Here is a 19,697-nt window from a genome sequence, read left to right on the forward strand (position 1 = left end):
CCCCGCCATGACGGGGCAAACGCTGGTCTCCGCGACCGCGCACTGGCACCTTAAGGAAACATTGATCAGTGGTTCTACAAGGGTTCACTCGGAGGGAACGCGATGGCATTGCCGTTGTGGCTGGTCGGGGGTGTCGGCGCGCTCGCGCTGGGGGGTGTGCTGTGGCAGGAGGGGCCGTTGCCGGGCTCGTCCGGCGGGCACGCGCACCTGGCCGCGCCGCGCTGCGAGGTGCCGGTCACCCTGCACCTGGCGGGCGTGGATCCGCGCTTCCGCCTGGAGCGCGACGCGGTGCAGACGGCCCTGGATGCGGCCGTCCGGATGTGGGACGGGCAGACGCCGGACGTGCTCTTCCGCCAGCGTGACGACGAGGGTATGCCGGTGCGGCTGGTGTTCGACGAGCGCCAGGCAGGAGCCGAGAGCCGGGACCGTGCCCGCGCGGAACTGGACCGCCTCCAGCGGGGGATCGCCGAGCGCGAGGAGCGCCTGGATCATCGCCACTCGGCGCTGGCGGCGGATGCCGCGGGCTATCAGCGTCATCTCGAGGATTTCCAGGCGCGCCAGCGTGAATACGAGCAGGCGGTGGCCGCCTGGAATGCCGGTCGCATGGCGCACAGCGCGGGGAACCGCGAACGTCTGGAGCGGCAGCGCCGGGCGCTGGACCGCGCCGGTGACGACCTCGATCAGCGCCGGCGCACGCTGGAACAGCGCCGTGACGAGCTCAACCGCGACATCCGGGCACTGGAGCGCGAGATCGATGGGTTCAACGAGCGGGTCGCGGGGCTCAACCGCGAGATCGGTACGACCGGGGCCTTCGACATGGCGGTGTACGAGCAGCACGGGGCGCGGCGCTCGATCACCGTGTTCAAGGCGAGTGACGCCGATGAGTTGCGCCTGACGCTGGCGCACGAGCTGGGTCATGCCCTGGGGATCGATCACGTGGACGACCCGGCGGCCGTGATGCATGCGATGCTGGGGGAGGCCAATGCCGGACGGCGCGACCTGAGCGAGGCCGACCGCCGCGCGCTGGCGGCGGCCTGCGACGTGGAGCTTGCGCGGTGAGCGCCAGGGTCGGGCGAATGCCCGGCCCCGGTATCGGTGGCGGTACTAGGGAGACGCTGATTGAATCGCACGTCCGCGTTGGTGCCCCCTGTTTTCCGAGACAAGGCGCGTCGTGCAGCGGGTAGTGGTTCTACCCGCAAACGGCGCAACGCAGGATCGGGAAACAGGGGGCACCAACCCCGCAACTCATTGAAAGCAGGGGCTCGGCCGCTTTTGCGCGCGCACGGCGTTGCGGTTCCCTTGTGCAGAATGACTGCACGGCAGTCACCGCGCCTTGTTCGCACGCAAAAGCGACTTGAGCGCGGACGTGCGATTCAATCAGCGTCTCCCTAGAAGTGGTAGCGCATGGCGGCCGACAGCACGTGGACGTGGCCCTTGGTGGTGCCCTGCATGTTGATTTCGGTCCCGTTGAAGCTGCGGGTGATGTCCAGATCCTCGCTGGCGATGTGGATGTAGCTGTAGCCGAGGTCGAAGGTCAGACGGTCGCTGCTGGCATAGCTGGCGCCGAAGGAGAACCAGGTGCGGTCGCCATCCGGAGTGCGTGTGCTGCGGCCGTCGGTCTGGGTCGGGGTCTGGTCATACTGGATGCCGCCGCGCAGGGTCCAGCGCGGGTTCATTTCGTACTCGGCTCCGACCGCCAGGGCGTAGCTGTTGCGGTAGTTCTGTTCCAGCACCTGTTCGTTGCCCTGCGGCAGCTGGATGCGGATCTCGTCGAAGTTCGACCAGTTGAACCAGGTGTACTGAGCCAGGCCGGTCCAGCGGTCATTGAAGCGGTGGCGGATGCCGATGGAGGCGATATCAGGCAGCTTCAGGTCGGCCTGCCCGGGCAGCACGGAGACAGGCCCGCCCGCGGGCTCGGTGATGGTCGCCGTGCCGCTCAGGGTGTGGGTTATGCCGTCGCGGTAATGGATGCCGAGGCGGGTGTCATCGCCCAGATCGAACAGCATCCCGATGTTGAAGCCGATATCCCAGTTGTCGCCCTCGAGCTTGAATTCGCCATCGCTGGCGGGCGTGGGCGGGAAGCCGCCGGGGATGGCGCTGCGCAGGGTCGCGTCGGCGTACTGCAGGTCGAGGCCGCCGCCGATGGAGATGCGGTCGGTCAGGTCGAAGGCGATGCTGGGCTGCAGGTTCAGCACCTGCAGGTCGGATTCCAGCGAGTCGTAGCGGGCGAAGAAGTCATCGTTGTATTCGTTCTTCAGGCCGAAGGGCGCGCTGAGGCCAAAGCCCAGCCAGACGCGTTCGGAGTACTGCTCTGCCCAGTACAGGTTGGGGATCGGGGTCGGGTCGTAGGGGTTGTTGCCGTCGCGGCCCTCGTACGGGGCTCCATTGATGGTGGAGCTGCTGCGCCTGACCTTGGCCTCGGGGGCCAGCAGATACACGCCTGCCTGCACCTCGTTGCGTTCCAGGCGGGTCATGCCGGCCGGGTTGAAGTAGATGGTGCTGGCATCGGAGGCGATGGCGGCCTCTCCGGCATAGGCGCGTCCGAGACCGGAGACCCCTTGCTCCTGCAGGTAAAAGCCCGCGGCCAGCAGGGTCGTGGGTGTGGCGAACAGGACGGTGCTGACTGTGGCGGCAAGCGCCAGACGGCGCGAAGGCTTCAAGGTCATGCGGTCTCCCCCTGGTTGTTTTGTTCTGGAGGGAGGCCGCGGTCGGTCTGGCGCGCGCGGCGCGGACTCCCCGCAGCGGACACTACCGATTCCGGGAAGATGATGCCAACCGCATCACGTTTTTGGGTCAGGTCACCAGGATCAGGCCCACCAGCGCGGCCATGCCGCCGCCGATCAGCAGCGCGAGGGTGCGCCGGGTAAAGCGGCCGAGGATCAGGCGTGCCGCGCGCTCGCGCATGCCGAAGGCATCCTGCAGGCCCACAATAGCGGCGATCAGGCCCCCGACCAGCAGGATGATTCCAAGGATCTGGGTCATCGGTCAGGCCTTGTGGATCAGCCGCAGCAGGCCCAGCAGAAGGACGGCGCCGACGGTGGCGGCGGCGAGGCTGCCGATCAGCCCGCCGGCCTGGACCCCGAGCTGGGTGAACAGCCAGCCGCCGAGGAAGGCCCCGATCACGCCGACCACGATGTTGAGCAGGATGCCCTGCCCGGAGCCGTGCACCAGCAGTCCGGCGAGCCAGCCAGCGATGCCGCCGATGAGCAGGAGGAGGAGAAGGGATTCGATGGCCATGATGTCGCGCTCCTTGCGGGTAACGGAGTGTTGGAGTGTGCCGAGGTCGCTGCGTTCCCCGAATCGCACGGTGACGGAGGCTTCGACTGTACAGGGCACGCGGCTGGGCCGCCCATCAGCGGTGGCCTCCGCAAGGGATGGCAACCCCTTCGTCGTGGGTATTTTTGAGAACCATTCCGCAAAACCCTAGTCTCTGTATCGGACATTCATGGATCCGTCATGGACGGGGTCAGCCAATCCGCGCGGCCTGTCGACGGGAAGGAAACCGGAATGCATGAACCGAATGATCGCGCCGCCGCGGGCTGGCGCCCGTCATCCCGCGGACAGGGCCGCGCGCTGCTGCCCGCCGCGCTGCTGGTGCTGCTCGCGGGTTGTGGCGCCGAGGAGGGGCAATCCGACTCGATGGTCTCGAACGCCAGCGCCAGCGAGCGGCTGGCGCCGGTGGAGGAGACAGGCACGCTGCGCGTGGTGACCCGCAATGCGCCCACCACCTGGTACTTTGACCAGCATCTGGAAGCGGCGGGCACGGAGCATGACCTGGTCGAGGGCTTTGCCCAGGCGCATGGCTGGCAGGTGGAGTGGGTCATGGCCGAATCGGTTTCCGGTGTGCTCGAGGCGCTGGCCTCCGGCGAGGCGCATATGGCCGCGGCGGGGCTGACCCATCTCACCTCGCGCGACGAGCGCTTCCGGCGCGGCCCTGAGTACATGGAGATCACCGAGCAGGTGGTCTGCCATCGCGACTTCGATGCCATGCCCGAATCGGCGGACGACCTGGGGTCGGTCGACCTGGTGGTCTCGGCCGGCAGCAGCTACGTGGAGACCCTTGAGCAGGCGCTTCCGGATTCGGCCGGGTTCGAGGTCCGCGAGATCGGTACCGAGCGGCTGATGGCGCAGGTCGCCCGGCAGGAGATTGACTGCACCGTGGCCGATTCGCATATCGTGCGCTACAACCGTCGCTCCTTCCCGCATCTCGACATCGCCTTCGACCTGTCCGACCCGCGCACCCTGGGCTGGTACGTACAGCCGGACCAGGTGGCGCTGGCTGAACTGGCGGGCGACTGGATGCAGGGTGATGGCGGCCGGGAACTGCGCGAACTCGTGGACGAGCGTTACTACGCCTACATCGATCAGTTCGATTTTGTCGACCTGCGGGCGCTCAACCGCCGCATCGAGGACCGCCTGCCGCAGTTCCAGTCGTATTTCGAGGAAGCGGCCGAACGCACCGATCTGCCGGCCGATCTGCTGGCGGCCCTGGCCTACCAGGAGTCGCACTGGGATCCGGAGGCGCGCAGCCCCACCGGTGTGCGCGGCCTGATGATGCTGACGCAGCGCACGGCCGAGTCCCTGGGAGTGGATCGCCTGGACCCGGTGCAGAGCATCGACGGCGGGGCGCGCTACCTGCAGCGCCAGCACGAACTGCTGCCCGACGATATTGACGAGCCGGATCGGACCTACCTGGCGCTGGCGGCCTACAACATCGGTCGCGGGCACCTGCTGGATGCGCGCCGGCTGGCGCGCGAGCTGGGGCGTGATCCGGATCGCTGGGCCGACATGCGCGAGACCCTGCCGCTGCTGACCGAAGAGCGCTACTACCAGAACCTGCGCTTCGGCTACGCCCGCGGCTACCAGCCGGTGTATTACGTGCAGCGCATTCGCAACTACCGCGACGTGATCCGCCCGGTCTTCGTGGCCGAGGACGAGGTCCCGTCCGACCGGATCGTGGTCAGGCGCGACTGATCCCGGGCCGGCGGACGTCGCCCGCGACCAGTGCATCCAGCGCCTGCTGCCAGCGCGGTTCCAGCCGAGCCGGCAGCCAGGCGCGCACGTCCGGTGCCGGCGGCGTTCCCTGTTGCAGCCAATGTCGCAGGCGCTCGGTCAGGGCCGCGCCATCGCCGGCGGGATAGCGGCAAGTGTCTGGATATTGCTCGCGGTAGGCCAGGGCATCCGGGACCAGTGGCGTCGCCCCGGCGGCCGTGGCCTCCAGTACCGCGAGTCCCTGGAACTCGTGCAGGGCGGTGCTGACGACGATGCCCGCGCGGCCCAGCAGGTCTTCGTATTCCCGGCGCGGCAGCTTGTCATCCGCCACGATGCGGTCCCCGAGGGCGGCGCGCAGTCGCTGCAGGGCCTCGGGGGGTTGCGCGGGCCGCGCCCCCAGCAGGGCGAGCCGGAAGTCCACGCCGGCCTCCCGCAGCCTTAGCAGCGCCTCGACGAACACCTCCGGCGCCTTGTCGTACTCCCAGCGGTGATTCCACAGGATCAGGCGCGGATCGCGCGGGTTGTCCGCCGCGGTGGGTGGCGCGACCGGGACGGGCAGGACCTCGCTGCGTGCCTGCAGCCGGGTGCGCAGGCCTTCAGGGACATGATCCGGCATCCGCGAGAGCAGGGCGTCCATGCCATCCAGGAACGAGGCGCGGTTGAAGGCGGAGTTGAAGGCCACGCGGTCCGCCGCCAGTGCCGCGTAGATCTGCACCATCTGGGGGTCCACGGAATCCACCTGGTCGCGGCCGACCGGGTAGGCGAACTGGTTTTCGTGCACGTAGTACAGCGTGGGTGGCCGGGCGAGTGACGGATGCAGGCCGCGCAAGGTGGCCAGGTCTACCATCGAGGTGGCGATGACCGCATCGGCCTCCACGCCCGCGAGCCGGTCCAGCCAGGAGACCGGGTTGCCGCGGATGCGCCAGCGGAAGTGCCGCCCGGGCAGTTCCAGCACCTCCCAGTCGAATTGACCGAAGGTCGTGGTCAGCCAGTCGACCCAGGCGGCGTGACTGTCGGCCCGGTAGGCGGAGAGCAGGAGGATGCGCGAGCGTGGCGGCATGCAGGCGGGCTGGCGGTCGGGAGAGAGGCCCTACCTTGCCGCTGCGCGGTGCATGCCGCAATCGCATCATCGGCTACGGCATGCGCGGTCAACGCGCGGTTGCGCTCCAGCGTTCGCTGGCCATGGGCGCGTCGACCGGGGTGCCGGCGATGTGGTTGGTGTAGTTGGACAGGGTCTTCAGGCCGATCGCCAGGATGACCTCCAGCATCTGCGCGGGAGTGTGCCCGGCGTCCAGAAAGGCTTGCTGGGTGGGCTCGTCAACCCAGCCGCGCTGTTCGAGCATGGCGCGGGTGAACTGGCGCAGGGCCTCCAGCTGAGGGTCGTCGATCACGCGGTCCTCGCGCAGCGCGGCGATGACGTCGTCGGGTACGCCGGTCATGCGACCGGTCATGCTGTGCGCGGCCATGCAGTAGTCGCATTCGTGGTAGCGGCTGACGGTCAGCAGCAGGACGCCCTGTTCGGTGGGGCTCAGCGACGTCTTCTGCAGCAGGTCGTGGAGCGCCAGGTAGGCCTCGGCCAGGGCCGGCGCGCTGGCCATCTTGCGGATCAGGTTGGGGACCATGCCGAAGGTCTGTTCGGCCCGGTCAAATACGGCTTGCGCCTCCGGGGCGCTGGCGGCGTCGTGCAGGGGGAAGCGTTCATCGCGCATGGGGTACCTCCGGGGGCGAGTGGGTCAGGAGTGTGACCAGCGCCGGGCCCAGGCGCAGGACCGTCGCCGGGTCCTGGTCGGCCTTGGCCATCACCAGGATCCCTTCCATCAGGGCCAGCCACTGTTCGGCCAGCGCCTCGGTGTTGGTATCGCCGGGTAGTTCGCCGTCCTGAACGGCCTCGTCCAATACGGAACGGAAATGGGCGGTGACGGCGTCCAGGTGCCCCCGAATCGCCCGGCGCAGGGGCGGGTTGTGGGTCCCCATCTCCACGGCCAGGTTGCCGAAGGGACAGCCGGGCAACTGGCCGGATTCCGCCTGCATGCGAGCCTCGAAGGCGTGGATCGCATGGACGAACGCCTCGATCCGGGCGTGCAGGCCGTTGGCGCCGGCGAGCCCCGGGATCAGCACCTCGCGCTCGAAGTCCGCGTAGAGGGCGTCCAGCATCGCCAGGGTAAGCGCCTCCTTGCCGGGGAAGAAGTGGTACAGGCTGCCCTTGCGCACGCCGGCATGGGCACAGATCTCGGCAATGCCGACGGCGCTGTAGCTGCGACCGACGATCAGTTCGCGCGCAGCCCTCAAGAGTGCGTCGCGGCTGTCGACGCGGGCCCGGTGGGTCGGGGTTGGGGTTGGGGGCGCTGTCATGCCTTTGCACACTAGTTGACCGGTCGGTAAAGTGCAAGGAGCAATCGTCCAGGAGGGCCCAAGCCGATGTCCCGAATTCCCGACATGCATGCAGCCACTGACGCCGCCGGCGTATCCATTCCCGCGGAGTACGCGGACATCTGGGAGGATGACTTTGGTGTGCGTGGCTGGAAGCTGGATCTGCCGGGGCGTGGCGCGGACGTCATCGCGGCGACCCCGTATACCGGCGAGCGTATCCCGACCTCGGTGTTCGTGCATGACATCGTCGACCATCACCTGTGCGGTTTCGCCCTGTCCGGTTATACCGACGAGGCGGGGGCGCTGATTCAGCTGGCGGAACGTACTGGCTCCGATCCGGTGCCGGACTTCGTGCAGATCATCGACGAGGACCTGCTGACGGGCGCCTTCGAAAGTGATGACTGGCGCGAACTGCTGCCCGCGTCGCTGATGGCGGTGGTGGAGGCGGCGCCGGATCCGCGCTCCGGAATGGCGCGCCTGCGCGAGCAATGGGGCGACGGGGTGTTGCGCGCGCTGTGGCTTGCCGGGTTCGTGGCGACGGGCTGGGGGCTCGCGGCGGGCGCGCGCGAGGCCTGGGGGCGTCACGGGCTGGACTACGCCCGCCGCGCCGCGACCGCGCGCGCACTGCAGCGGCTGTTCGAACGGGTGGATGCCACGGTGCTGGATCAGGGCTGGGTCCGCGCGCGGGGCGTGTTCCGGGTCGCCCCTGCGGGGGTGGGGTTTCGCTTCGAGGAGCCGGCCGCGGGCCGCGACGAGTATCTGCCCATAACGGATGACTGAGGGGGTGTGCGCACCCCATCGGAGTGTTCATGTACGGGCGGTGGGGAGCTCCGGTGACGGGCGGTGCAGGTGGTAGCCCTGGGCCATGTCCACGCCCAGTTCGGCCAGCATCTCCAGGGTCGGGCCGTCTTCCACGCATTCGGCGACGGTCTGCTTGTCGAGGCCCCGGGCGACGTCGACCATCGCGCGGATGAAGGCCTGATTGTCGCGGTTGTTGGGCAGGTCGCGCACGAACATGCCGTCGATCTTCAGGATCTGCACGCCCAGGTACTTGAGGTAGGCGAAGGTGGAGAACCCGGATCCGAAGTCGTCCAGACAGACGGTGCAGCCGGTGTGCTGCAACGCCTCGATGAAGCGCTGGGCATCCTGCATCTCGGAGACCGCCGCGGTCTCGGTCAGTTCGATGATCAGCCGTCGCGGTTCGACCCCCTGCTGTTCCAGCTGCTGGGCGATGTATTGCGGCAGTCCCGGTTCGTCGAAGCTGCGGCCGGAGATGTTGATCGCGATCCCGGGGATGGCCGGGTCCCCGGCCAGTCGGCGGATGCTCTCGCGGATCACCCAGCGATCGATGTCGAGGATCTGCCCGGTCTTCTCGGCAATCGGGATGAACTGGCCGGGCATGGCGATTTCCTCCGGGGACGCCGGGTCGCGCATGCGCACCAGGGCCTCCATATGGTGCAGGTGGCCATCGCCGACCGCGTAGATCCCCTGGTAATGCAGCTCGAAGTGTCCCTGCTCCAGCGCGGTGCCGATGCGCTGGCTCCAGGACATCCGCTCCAGCATGTGCTCGGCGGTGTTGCGGCTGCGGTCGAATACCGCCCAGGTGTTCTTGCCCAGGTCCTTCGCCTGGTACATAGCGGTGTCGGCGTGGGCCACCAGGTCCTCGACGTTGTCGCCATGCTCCGGAAAGTGGGCGATGCCGATGCTGGCGGTGAGCCGGTAGTTCTGGCCGCGGAAGCGGAACGGGATCGCCGAGATCGCGCGGCCCACGCGTTCGGCCAGTTCGATCGGCTCCTGCTCCGACTCGCGATCCACCAGGATCGCGAACTCGTCGCCGCCCAGGCGGGCAAAGATATCCTGACTGCGCACCAGCGCGGCGATCTCGCCGGCGGCGCGCACCAGCACGGTATCCCCGGCCCGGTGGCCGAAGGTGTCGTTGATGGTCTTGAACTCGTCGAGATCGAAGTACAGCAGGGCGAAGCGCCCGTTGCGCCGCCGCTCGCTGTGGATCACGTGTTCCAGGCGTTTCTGGAAGTGATGGCGGTTGTACAGGCCGGTCAGCGCGTCGTGTTCTGCGAGGTAGACCAGTTGCTGGGCGGTCTGGCGCTCGTGGGTCACGTCCTCGTACAGCCACAGTCGACCGATGGAACGCTCGTCGGTGTCGTGGACGGGGTAGGAGACCTGGGTGAGGATGCGCCCGTCGTACAGGTCGACCTCGAAGCGTTCGCTGATCTCGTGGGTATCCAGCACGTGCAGCACGTGGCGCGAGGCGTGATCCGGCCGCGCGAAGCGGTGGGTGGAATGTTCCAGTACCTCGCGCGAGGGACGACCCACCAGTTCCACCTCGCTGCCGATGGCCCACATGCGCCGGAAGGCCGGGTTTACGTATTCCACCCGGCCCTCGCGGTCCTCGAACAGGATGCCGATGCTCATCGCCGAGAGCAGCGCGGCCATGCGCCCCTGCTCCCGCCGGGTCAGTTCCAGCAGGCGCGTTTGCTCGTCGCGCGAGGCTTCCAGTTCGGACAGGGCCTGGAGCAGGGCCTCCTCGTTGCGCTTGCGCTGGGTGATGTCGTGCGAGATCGCCACGTAGCGTGCGGTCTCGCCGCGCGGGGCGACCAGTTGCAGGGAAATCTCGACCGGTACCTCGAAGCCGTCGCGATGGCGATGGCTGGTCTCGAAGCGGAACTGGTCACGCTCGCCGCGGCGCAGCGGCTCGATCAGCTGACGAAAGCGCGGCTCGGGGTAGTCCGGCTTGATGTCATAGGGGTGTAGTTCGAGCAGTTCCTCGCGCGGGATGCCGGTCTGGTCCACCGCGCCCTGATTGACATAGATAAAGCGCAGGGTCTCGACGTCGAACAGGAAGACCGCGTCCAGGGTCAGGTCCAGGGTCGAGCGAAAGGATTCCAGTTCGTCGGTCCGGGCCCGCAGGGTCTCGCCGGTGGTGACCAGTTCGTCGGCATCGATGACATGCCCCTGCAAGTACTTAATGCGCCCGCGATCGTCGAAGATACCGGCGCCGCGCTCGAACACCCAGCGCTCCCCGCCATCGCGTCCGATCAGGCGCCACTGAATCTGGTACTGGCCGGTCCGCTGCAATCCCTCGGATACCTCGCGCCAGACCCGGTCGCGGTCTTCAGGGTGCACCAGATCGTTGAAGCTGAGGCGTTCGGCGAAGAACCTTTCGCGCGAGTAGCCGGTGAGCTCCTCCAGGGCGCCCTCGGCGTTGATCACGTCCCAGTTCGGGTTGTTGCGGCAGCGATAGACGAAGCCGTCGATGGTGTCGAGTACCCGCAGCAGGTCGTCGCCCTGCTGGGTGCCCAGCGAGCGGGTCAGGGTCATCATCCCGATGACGGCGAGGAGGGCGGCGAACATGCGCAGCAGTTGCACCGGTAGTCCGCTTGCCTCCAGGAAGTCGGCATGGGTCGGCAGCCACTCGGGCAGAGCCGGGTCGACAGTGCCCGGAAACGGCGTGATCAGGGCGTACCCGAGGAAGGCTAGGGCGAGGACGGCCAGGGCCGGGTACTGGCTGGCATGATCGTCGGCGTCGGCGGTGCGCTGGAGGGACCCCCGCAGCAGAAGCAAGAACGCCAGGCCGGACAGTACGGCCCCCGGAAGGCCGACCAGGTAGCGCCCGCCATTGGCCAGCCCGCGCGCCGGGTCCTCGGCCATACCGACGAGCAGTAGCACCGCGACGGCGATCAGCGGATAAAGCCACAGGGCGTCAAGGCGCAGGCGCGATGGACTCGCGAGCAGGGCGCGGCGCCCGAACTCCAGAAGCGGCAGGTAGGACAGCAGTTGCCAGGTGGCATTGAGCCACGGGTCGCGCGCCGCCGGATAGTGCAAGCCCGCGGCCTGGAGGAATTCGTAGGCGCCATGGATCAGGCCGAACAGACCCAGCAGCCAGAAATGTCGGGCGAACGGCAGGGATCCGTCCCCGCGGGGCAGGACGAAAGCGACTACGCCAAGGGAGAAGAAGGCCAGGCCATAGACCAGGTACAGGACGGTGAATCCGGCGAGCGAGAGATCCATCAGTGGCAGCCGCTCGCATTGGAGGGTGCCTTACCGGCGGGGATGCGGGTCAGCCGGGTCAATGGGTCGGACACGCAGTTTCCTTTCGGCCATAGGGCGGAGCCCGCCGGAGCCGGTCTACGAAATCAGGTGTCTAGCTTGCGGGGTTGTGTGGCGGGGATGCAAGCCATGGCCGGGGAGGGACATGAGAGGGAGTATCCGGCCCGCGGGCGCGGACCGGATATGCGGGCCGGGATCAGGCTCCGACGTATTCGTCGCACCAGCCGTCGGCGTTCACTTGAACGCCCTGGAAGTCGGCGTGGAAGCACTGACCCCACTGGTCATCACCTCCGCCCCAGAAGGCGCAGTTCTTGCACTTCTCGCCTTCGGAGTAGTCCGCGTGGTCGGCGTCGGCCGCATCGTTCACGTAGTTGTGGGCGTGGCCGTCTTCGGCTTTCGTATCGGCCTTGGCCGAGGAGATGCCCACCATGCTGACGACCGGGATGGCCGCCACGGCAGCGGATGCCTGGCGCAGGAACTTACGACGGTTCGCATTCGGTTGATCGGACATGAGGTCCTCCGTTTGCTTTCTGAATGGATGGTTCTTCTTGTTGCCAGTTGGAGCGAACGACGCACGCTGGATACGTGCGGGCTCAACCCCTTCGAGCCCTCGGGCCCTTGAGGGTTCCCTCGATTTTTGCGGGGATCCCCGAAGCCTTCCGGCGATCGTGGTTCGGCAGAGGGGATGCACCGGGGCCGGGAAAAATTCCATGTCGAGCGCCGGGTCCTGCCTGATGTGATGAAGATCGCGTCAGGCTGGTCTACCATTAGAGTTTTCTTATTCATTCGAATCAGGAGGTGCCCGATGCAGTACCGTAAGACGATGGTGATGTTCGCCCTGGGGGCGCTGGCGGCCATGCCGGTGGCCCAGGCCAGCGCGGTGGATCGCGGCATGGAGCCCAGCGTGGCACTGCTGGGCGGTGTGGTCTCGCCGGACCTGTCGGATGCCAGCAGCGATGGTGCCTACGGGGTCGAGATCGGCGCCAACTGTCAGTTGTTCCAGCCGGCCACCGGCGTGCTGCGCCATCATCTGAGCGTGAGCCGTTACAGCGACGACCCGCTCAAGATGACCAGCGCCGAGGTGAACAGCCACTGGATGTTCGAGCCGAACGAACGGCTGTCGCTGGGCTTTGGTCCCGGCATCGGCTACGTGCGGGCCAAGCTGGATGACGACCGCAATGGCCTGTGGGCGGCCCAGCTGGGTGGCAGCCTGAAGTACCAGCTGGACCGGCAGTGGTTCCTGGGGCTGGAGGCGCGTTACCAGTTCACCGAGAGTGACCGCTTCGACGGCCGTCGCGCCGATGCCGACAACATGCGCGTGATGGGCAAGGTGGGCATGCAGTTCTGATCCGGCGGGTTGCCCGGCGTCCGGGGCCTTGCCGGCCCCCGGGCGCCGGGCGACGATAGGGCGACGTTGACACAGCAGGGCGTTGCCCATGACCGATACCCCCGACCCTACCGATCCGGGTGACAACCGGGAGGCCCCCGCCTGGCACAGCCGGTCCGCGGATGATGCGCTGGAGCACTGGGGCTCCGACCGCGAAGGGCTGTCGGCGGTCGTGGCCGAGGAACGTCTGGCGCACTTTGGCCCCAATCAGTTGCGTCCGCCGGAGCGGGCGGGCGTAGTCCGGCGCTTCCTGCGCCATTTTCACAACGTACTGATCTACATCCTGCTGGTCGCGGCGCTGGGGACGGCGCTGCTCGGGCACTGGGTGGATACCGGCGTGATCCTGGCCGTGGTCCTGATCAATACGCTGATCGGGTTCGTCCAGGAGGGCAAGGCGGAGAAGGCCCTGGATGCCATCCGTCGCATGCTGTCCCCGCGCGCGGTGGTGACGCGCGCAGGCGAGCGTCGCGAGATCCCGGCCGATGAGCTGGTGCCCGGCGATATCGTGCACCTGCAGGCCGGTGACCGGGTGCCCGCCGACCTGCGGCTGTTCGAGACCAAGAACCTGCGCCTGGAAGAGGCGGTCCTGACCGGCGAGTCGGTGGCGGTCGAGAAGGATACCGCCACGGTGGAACGGGAGGCCGACCTTGGGGACCGGCGCGGCATGGCCTTCTCCGGGACGCTGGTGGCCTTTGGCCGCGGTGCGGGCGTTGTCGTGGCCACGGGCGAGCATACCGAGATCGGGCGCATCTCCACCATGCTCGGCGAGGTCGAGGGGCTGGAGACGCCGCTGGTCCGGCAGATGGAACAGTTCGGCCGCTGGCTGGCCGCGGTGATCGTGGTCATCGCGGCGGCAACCTTCGCCTTCGGTTACTGGGTGCGGAGCTATCCGCTGGACGAGATGTTCCTCGCGGCGGCGAGCTTGGCGGTGTCCACCATCCCCGAGGGCCTGCCCGCCATCATGACCATCGCGCTGGCCATCGGGGTGCAGAAGATGGCGCGGCGCAATGCGATCATCCGGCGTCTGCCGGCGGTGGAGACCCTGGGGTCGGTCTCGGCCATCTGCTCCGACAAGACCGGCACGCTCACCCGTAACGAGATGACGGCGCAGACCCTGCGCACGGCCACCCGGGAGATCCTCGTCAGCGGCGTGGGCTATGCGCCGCAGGGGCAGTTCTCCGAGGACGAACGGGATCTGGACCCGGACGAGGACCCGCTGTTGCGCGAGGTGCTGCGGGCGGGGCTGCTGTGCAATGACGCCCGGCTCTACCAGAAGGATGGCGACTGGGTGATGGAGGGCGACCCGACCGAGGGCGCCCTGATTACCCTGGCGCAAAAGGCCGGGCTGGACCCGCGCCTGGAAGGCGAACGCCTGCCGCGCACCGACGTGATCCCGTTCGAGTCGGATCATCGCTACATGGCGACCCTGCACCACGACCACGACGGTCACGCCCGCATCTTCCTGAAAGGGGCGCCCGAGCGCGTGCTGGAGCTTTGCAGCGAGCAGCAGGTAGATGGCGAGACCCGCGAGGCGCTGGATGGCGAGCGCTGGCACGCCGCCATGGAGGCCGTGGCGGCCCGCGGTCAGCGCCTGCTGGCCGTGGCCGTGCGCGACACCAAACCCGATCACGGCGAGCTGCGTTTCGATGATGTCGAGGCCGGTGGTTTTACCCTGCTTGCCCTGCTGGGGATCATCGACCCGCCACGCGACGAGGCGATCCGCGCGGTGGCCGAGTGCCGCGCGGCCGGAATCGACGTCAAGATGATCACCGGCGACCACCTGGCGACCGCCCGGGCGATCGGCGAGCAGCTGGGCCTGGGCCACGATGCCGAGGCGCGGGCCGGTCACGAGCTGGATGCCCTGGACGAGGCGGCGCTGGCCCAAACCGCGGAGCGTACGGACGTCTTTGCGCGGACCTCGCCGGAACACAAGCTGCGCCTGGTGCAAGCCCTGCAGCAGGGCGGGCGTATCGTGGCGATGACCGGCGACGGAGTGAATGATGCCCCGGCCCTGAAGCGGGCGGATGTCGGCGTGGCCATGGGAGGCAAGGGGACCGAGGCGGCCAAGGAGGCCTCCGAGATGGTCCTGGCGGATGACAATTTCGCCTCCATCGCGCATGCGGTGGAGGAGGGCCGGACGGTCTACGACAACATCCGCAAGGCCATCCTGCATATGCTGCCGACCAATGCCGGGCAGTCGCTGACCATCATGATGGCGATCCTGATGGGGCTGGCGTTGCCGCTGACCCCGGTGCAGGTGCTGTGGGTCAACATGGTGACCTCGGTGACCCTGGCCATGGCGCTGGCCTTCGAGAAGGCCGAGCCGGGGGTGATGCAGCGCCCGCCACGGTCCCCCGATGCCCCGCTTTTGTCGGGCTTCCTGCTCTGGCGCATCCCATTCGTGGCCCTGCTGCTGTGGGCCGGGACCTTCGGGCATTTCGTCTACATGGAGATGCTGGCCGGGGTGGCCGACGAGGTCGCGCGTACCGTGGCGATCAATACCCTGGTGGCCGGGCAGGCCTTTTACCTGCTGAATCTGCGTCTGATCCATCAACCGGTGCTGCCGGGCGGCGAGCTGTTCCGCTCGCGCGCGATGTGGCTGGCCATCGGGGTCCTGGTGCTGCTGCAGCTGGCGTTCACCTACGTGCCAGTAATGCACACCCTGTTCGGGACCACCGCCATCGGCGCGGACGACTGGGCGCGCATCCTGGCCTTTGGCCTGGCGGTGTTCGTGATCGTGGAACTGGAAAAGCTGGTGGTGCGCCAGGTGCTGGCACGCCGGCGCGGGGTGTTGCCGCGCGCCGTTTGACCGAACGCGCGCGGGTCGGGCAGAGCGCGTTTCCCGGAGCCCCGGCTCAGTGGGCGGGCCGGGCCGGCAGTTTCCCGCCGAGCAGGGCGGTTGCCTGTGTCGCGTCCACCGGGGGCGAGTAGTAATAGCCCTGCGCCAGCGAGCAGCCGAGGGCGCGCAGCGTGGCGGCGTGGGTGTGGCTTTCCACGCCCTCGGCCACGGCCTCGAGCCCGAGATTGCGGGCCATGTGGATCACGGTCTGCACCAGGCGCTGGCTGTATTCGTCGCGATCCAGGCCGGCTACGAAGCTGCGGTCGATCTTGAGGATATCCAGTGGCAGGCGGTGCAGGTAGCTGAGCGAGGAGTAGCCGGTGCCGAAGTCGTCCATCGCCAGGCTGATGCCCAGGGCCTTCAGCCGGTGCAGGGTCTCGATCAGTTCGTCCAGGTTGCCGAGGGTGGCCGTCTCGGTAATCTCCAGGCGCACCTGTGCGGCCGGGGCGCCGGTGCCTTCCAGGATGGTCTGCACGTCCCCCACGAGTTCCGGGCGGGTGAGCTGACGGGCGGAGAGGTTGGTGCTGATGGTCAGGGGCGTTCTCGCCCCGTCCGCGTTCCACTCCACCAGCTGGCGGCAGGCAGTGTAGAGGACCTGCATGTCGATCAGGTGCACCTGCCCGGTGTCCTCCGCGATCGGGATGAAGTGATCGGGCGGCACCAGTTCCCCGTTGCGCTCCCAGCGTACCAGGGCTTCGAAGCCGGTGATGCGCTCCTCGCCGAGCGACATGATGGGCTGGAAATGGACGCGGAAGTCGCCACGTTCCACCGCCAGGCGCAGGTCGGTCTCCAGCGCCAGGCTTTGCAGGGCCTGGGTCTGCATGCCCGGGTCGCAGAACTCGCACCGGGCCTTGCCGAGTGACTTCGCGCGGTACATCGCCATGTCCGCCTCGCGCATCAGGTCATCCGGTGTGGCCGGACGGGCCGGGTCGTCTGGCTGGCCGGGTCCCTGGACCGGGCAGCTCTGGCCGTAGGGCCGGGTCGCGATGCCGATGCTGACGGTGACGTAGACGTCCTGCCCGGCGATGGAGAACGGCTCGTGCAGCACGGCCTGCAGGCGCTCGGCCACGCGCAGGGCATCCACCGGCTCGTGCAGGCCCTCCAGCAGGATGGTGAACTCGTCGCCACCCAGCCGCGCAAGGGTATCGTCCGGGCGGTTGGTCTCGTCCCCCTTGGGGCGCGAGACCGTGTCGTTCTGGCGCAGCGCGGTCAGCAGGCGCTGGCCCACGCGTACCAGCAGCTCGTCGCCGGCCGGATGGCCCAGGCTGTCGTTGACGACCTTGAAGCGGTCGATGTCCACGAACAGCACCGCGAACAGGTTGAAGGGCTCTCGCGTGGCACGGGCGATCGCGTGCGCCAGCCGGTCGTGGAACAGGCGCCGGTTGGGGAGGCCGGTCAGCTGGTCGTGGGAGGCGTTGTGGAGCAGGCGTTCCTCGTGGCGGTTGCGCTCGATCACGCGGCCGAGCTGCACGCCGATCTGCCACATCAGCCAGAGCAGGTCGGGGTCGGTGGTGGTGGGCTCGGTGGCGAAAAATTCGAGGACACAGGCCACCTCGTGGCCGACCATGACCGGGAAGGCGAAGCCGGAGTGCAGGCCGCTGGCCGTTGCCTGAGGCGCGCGCGGGAAGTTGTCGTCCGCCGCGAGATCCTCGATCCACGCGGGCTCGCCGTGGTCCAGCACCCGGCCGGGCAGCCCCTCGCCGGGGCCGAAGCTCGTGTTCTCGGTGCTGTCGCGAAAGGCGGTGAAGGGCTCCGCGGATGCGAGATGCCAGATGCCGGTGGGGTGCAGTTGGCTGTGGCCACTGCGCTCGTTCTGGCGGGCCAGATAGGCATGCCCCACCGGCCAGTCCAGGTAGCGTCCGATCGCGGCCAGCGCCGCGCGCAGTACATGCGCGATGGAGTCGGACTGGTTCGCGGTGGAGGCAATGGTGTTGAGCAGCTCGATCTGCTGCTGCTTGGCGTAGACGTCCTGCAGGCGGGTCTCGGCCAGCGCCTCGGCGCGGCGGCGAGCCGCGCGTTCCTGCTCGACCAGGGTCTGCAGGCGGTCGCGTTCGCTATCCGTCGCGAAGTCGCGCGCGCGTCGGTTCACGCGCACCCCCCGTGGGCGAGGCAAATTGTGCGCGTCCGAGGCCTGCGCGTCTGGGTGTACTGCATGGGCCACTCCCGGCCGTTATGGTGCGCTGCGTCCCTTGCCAGCCGGTATGCGCGGTGGCGTCTCATCCGGAAGACGCCTCCGAGTCCCGTGCCATTCCGTGCGCATTGTAGGGCCCCGGCATGCGCGCTGCATCATTCGTCGGGATGGGTGACCCAGGGTTCGCCCATGGCCTCCTCCCAGTCTGCCTGGGTGGGGTGGTTGCGGTCGTAGCGTTTCCAGGCCTCGAAGATCTCGTCCGGCCAGTGTGACTGCAGCCAGGCGATGATCGCCTCGACGTCCTCCTCCGACAGGGTGTCCTCGAAGCTGGGCATGGCGCCGCCGCGCGCCTCGGCGCCATAACGGATCATGTCCTTCAGCTGCCAGTAGGGGTGGTGCCAGGTGTGGGCGCTGCCATCCAGCGGGGGCGGCGGCAGGGTACCGTCCGGGTTGCGCTGGCGCCAGTTCTCGGCGCCCTCGCGCTGGGCCCCGTGGCAGGCGATGCAGTGCTCCTGGTAGAGCCGTTCCCCGCGCTGCAGGATCTCCGGGTCGGTGGTGCGTTCGAGGTGGTTGGGGGTGCCGGAGGCCCCGCCGAAGCCGTCGCAGCCCGCCAGCGTGGCAGCGGACAGAAGCAGCACCGCGCCGGCGAAACCGGCACGGAGGGTACGCGGGTCCGGCATCAGTCCTGAACGTCCGGCTCGCCGGCACCGTCGGCCGGCGTGTCGTCCCCGCGGAAGGCGTCGCGTACCGAGCCCCAGGCCTTGCGCGAGCCGTCACGGATGCCGCCCCAGGCGTCGCGGGCGCCATCGCGCACCCCGCCCCAGGCGCCGGAGGAGCGCTCGCGCATCTCGCTCGACCATTCGGCCAGGCGGTCCCGTTCCTCGACCAGGCCGTCATAGGCCCGTTCGCGGCGTTCGCGGGTGGCGTCGCTCAGGTCGTCCCAGCCCTCGCGGATGTTGTTGCCCAGGCGGCTCAGCTCGCGGTCCATCGCGTCCAGGGTCTCGCGGGTACGGGAGCGGGTGGCCTCGCCGGCCTCCTCGCCTTCCTCCTGGAGTTCCTCGCGGGTCTCGGCCCAGGACTCGCGCAGTTCCTCCATCTCGCTGGCGGTGGCATCGTCCTCCATGGCGGCATCCGATTCGTCGCTGGCCGTGGGTTCGTCCCCTGCGTGGGTGTCGTGATCGGCGGCATACAGGGGGCTTGCGGCCAGCATCAGGCCGCACAGCCCGGCGAGCAGGATGGGGCGCAGTTCGAGCAGGTTCATGTCGGGTCCTCCGGGGTGCCGCGGGGCGGCAGACCAATGATGTTGATCTCTCATGGTAGGACGTTTCGCGCTCCGGTATGTTTCCAGGGAGCGGATGATTTGCGAGGCAGTCCACGTGATGTACTGGAGAAGGCAGGTTGCAGGGGGTGTGCTGGCGCTGCTTCTGGCGGGTTGCGCCACGTCGACCCCGGATCCGGGCGATGACGGCACGTCCGCGGTGTTGCCCGAAGGATGGGAACCCGCGCCGACGGCCTTCGAGGCCCAGGCGGTGCCATCGCTTGAGCCGAGGGTGATGCCGGGTTCCGCGGTGATGGAGTGGTTCGCGGCCAGTGGCTGGAAATCCGGCCTGGCCGTCGACTACGCGGGGCTGGAGATCGACCAGCCGCGCCCGGAACGCGCGGAGGTCCGTCTGACCGGACTGCGTGATGATGCCGTCGAGGCCTACGAATTCCGGCTGGAGCTGGACGAGACGGAGGCGGGCTGGGTGGTGCGCACGGTGGAACGCCGGGCCATCTGCCGCCGCGGCCTCGCCGACAGCGGCCTCTGCCTGTAACGCTTCGTGGAGGATATGCGCAGGGAAAAGAATATTCACCACGAAGTGCACGAAGGCACGAAGAAGGGCGAGGGCAACAGCGGTTCGACCACAGAG

The 19,697-nt window shown here is 68.3% G+C and carries 17 protein-coding genes; 6 read left to right on the plus strand and 11 right to left on the minus strand.

What is annotated here, in order from left to right; genetic code table 11:
- The first annotated feature begins 102 nt into the window (after positions 1-102).
- Entirely contained in the window at positions 103-1,059 is a 957-nt protein-coding gene (locus tag F793_RS0110610) for a matrixin family metalloprotease (RefSeq protein ID WP_038037193.1), read from the plus strand.
- A 329-nt stretch (positions 1,060-1,388) separates the two neighbouring features.
- Here F793_RS0110610 and F793_RS0110615 read toward each other — a convergent pair whose 3' ends face one another.
- From F793_RS0110615 to F793_RS0110625, 3 genes are all read right to left on the minus strand, one after another.
- Positions 1,389-2,666 (minus strand): OmpP1/FadL family transporter, encoded by a 1,278-nt coding sequence (locus tag F793_RS0110615; RefSeq protein WP_018882839.1) that lies wholly within the window; start codon positions 2,664-2,666, stop codon positions 1,389-1,391.
- Positions 2,667-2,793: 127 nt separating this feature from the next.
- The gene (locus tag F793_RS0110620) at positions 2,794-2,982 is read right to left on the minus strand and encodes a DUF3185 family protein (protein WP_018881259.1); all 189 of its coding nucleotides are present in this window, start codon (positions 2,980-2,982) and stop codon (positions 2,794-2,796) included.
- A gap of 3 nt (positions 2,983-2,985) precedes the next feature.
- A complete protein-coding gene (locus F793_RS0110625; RefSeq protein ID WP_018879795.1) occupies positions 2,986-3,237 on the minus strand; it encodes a GlsB/YeaQ/YmgE family stress response membrane protein in 252 nt (83 codons plus the stop codon).
- 270 nt (positions 3,238-3,507) lie between these two features.
- On the opposite strand from F793_RS0110625, the gene mltF reads away from it, so the two are divergent.
- The gene (mltF, locus tag F793_RS0110630; protein WP_018882840.1) at positions 3,508-4,974 is read left to right on the plus strand and encodes a membrane-bound lytic murein transglycosylase MltF; all 1,467 of its coding nucleotides are present in this window, start codon (positions 3,508-3,510) and stop codon (positions 4,972-4,974) included.
- On the opposite strand, the gene F793_RS0110635 is transcribed toward mltF, so the two are convergent.
- The 3 genes from F793_RS0110635 to F793_RS0110645 form a co-directional block, all read right to left on the minus strand.
- Positions 4,961-6,052, minus strand: coding sequence for a DUF3524 domain-containing protein (locus F793_RS0110635; RefSeq protein ID WP_018879797.1), 1,092 nt, complete (start codon positions 6,050-6,052; stop codon positions 4,961-4,963). The genes mltF and F793_RS0110635 overlap by 14 nt on opposite strands.
- 88 nt (positions 6,053-6,140) lie before the next feature.
- Complete coding sequence (locus tag F793_RS0110640) at positions 6,141-6,701, minus strand: carboxymuconolactone decarboxylase family protein (protein WP_018882841.1); 561 nt, start codon at positions 6,699-6,701, stop codon at positions 6,141-6,143.
- A complete protein-coding gene (locus tag F793_RS0110645) occupies positions 6,691-7,344 on the minus strand; it encodes a TetR/AcrR family transcriptional regulator (protein ID WP_026280921.1) in 654 nt (217 codons plus the stop codon). The genes F793_RS0110640 and F793_RS0110645 overlap by 11 nt, the downstream gene beginning before the upstream one ends.
- A gap of 84 nt (positions 7,345-7,428) precedes the next feature.
- On the opposite strand from F793_RS0110645, the gene F793_RS0110650 reads away from it, so the two are divergent.
- Entirely contained in the window at positions 7,429-8,142 is a 714-nt protein-coding gene (locus tag F793_RS0110650; RefSeq protein ID WP_018882843.1) for a hypothetical protein, read from the plus strand.
- A gap of 27 nt (positions 8,143-8,169) precedes the next feature.
- Here the strand turns inward: F793_RS0110650 and F793_RS0110655 are convergent, their stop codons facing one another.
- Positions 8,170-11,391, minus strand: a complete 3,222-nt coding sequence (locus F793_RS0110655) for an EAL domain-containing protein (protein ID WP_018882844.1) — start codon at positions 11,389-11,391, stop codon at positions 8,170-8,172.
- A gap of 235 nt (positions 11,392-11,626) precedes the next feature.
- Complete coding sequence (locus F793_RS0110660) at positions 11,627-11,941, minus strand: high-potential iron-sulfur protein (RefSeq protein ID WP_018867881.1); 315 nt, start codon at positions 11,939-11,941, stop codon at positions 11,627-11,629.
- A 294-nt stretch (positions 11,942-12,235) separates the two neighbouring features.
- On the opposite strand from F793_RS0110660, the gene F793_RS0110665 reads away from it, so the two are divergent.
- Together F793_RS0110665 and F793_RS0110670 are read left to right on the plus strand one after the other, a co-directional pair.
- Positions 12,236-12,778, plus strand: a complete 543-nt coding sequence (locus F793_RS0110665; protein ID WP_018875589.1) for an outer membrane beta-barrel protein — start codon at positions 12,236-12,238, stop codon at positions 12,776-12,778.
- A gap of 88 nt (positions 12,779-12,866) precedes the next feature.
- Positions 12,867-15,626, plus strand: coding sequence for a cation-transporting P-type ATPase (locus F793_RS0110670; protein WP_018882845.1), 2,760 nt, complete (start codon positions 12,867-12,869; stop codon positions 15,624-15,626).
- Positions 15,627-15,672: 46 nt separating this feature from the next.
- Here F793_RS0110670 and F793_RS0110675 read toward each other — a convergent pair whose 3' ends face one another.
- The 3 genes from F793_RS0110675 to F793_RS0110685 all read right to left on the minus strand — a co-directional run bounded on the left by F793_RS0110675 (position 15,673) and on the right by F793_RS0110685 (position 19,048).
- A complete protein-coding gene (locus F793_RS0110675) occupies positions 15,673-17,751 on the minus strand; it encodes a bifunctional diguanylate cyclase/phosphodiesterase (RefSeq protein WP_196799901.1) in 2,079 nt (692 codons plus the stop codon).
- Positions 17,752-17,942: 191 nt separating this feature from the next.
- Positions 17,943-18,467: a cytochrome c gene (locus F793_RS0110680; RefSeq protein ID WP_018878030.1), complete on the minus strand. Its 525-nt coding sequence runs from the start codon at positions 18,465-18,467 to the stop codon at positions 17,943-17,945.
- Positions 18,467-19,048 carry a hypothetical protein gene (locus F793_RS0110685; RefSeq protein WP_018882847.1) on the minus strand — a complete coding sequence of 194 codons (582 nt, stop codon included), beginning with the start codon at positions 19,046-19,048 and terminating at the stop codon, positions 18,467-18,469. The genes F793_RS0110680 and F793_RS0110685 overlap by 1 nt, the downstream gene beginning before the upstream one ends.
- A 148-nt stretch (positions 19,049-19,196) precedes the next feature.
- Here F793_RS0110685 and F793_RS14265 point away from each other — a divergent pair, with 148 nt between their 5' ends.
- Positions 19,197-19,601: a hypothetical protein gene (locus tag F793_RS14265; RefSeq protein WP_018878028.1), complete on the plus strand. Its 405-nt coding sequence runs from the start codon at positions 19,197-19,199 to the stop codon at positions 19,599-19,601.
- The last annotated feature ends 96 nt before the right edge of the window (positions 19,602-19,697 follow it).

The organism is Thioalkalivibrio sp. ALE22 (assembly GCF_000381445.1).
Classification (GTDB): domain Bacteria; phylum Pseudomonadota; class Gammaproteobacteria; order Ectothiorhodospirales; family Ectothiorhodospiraceae; genus Thioalkalivibrio.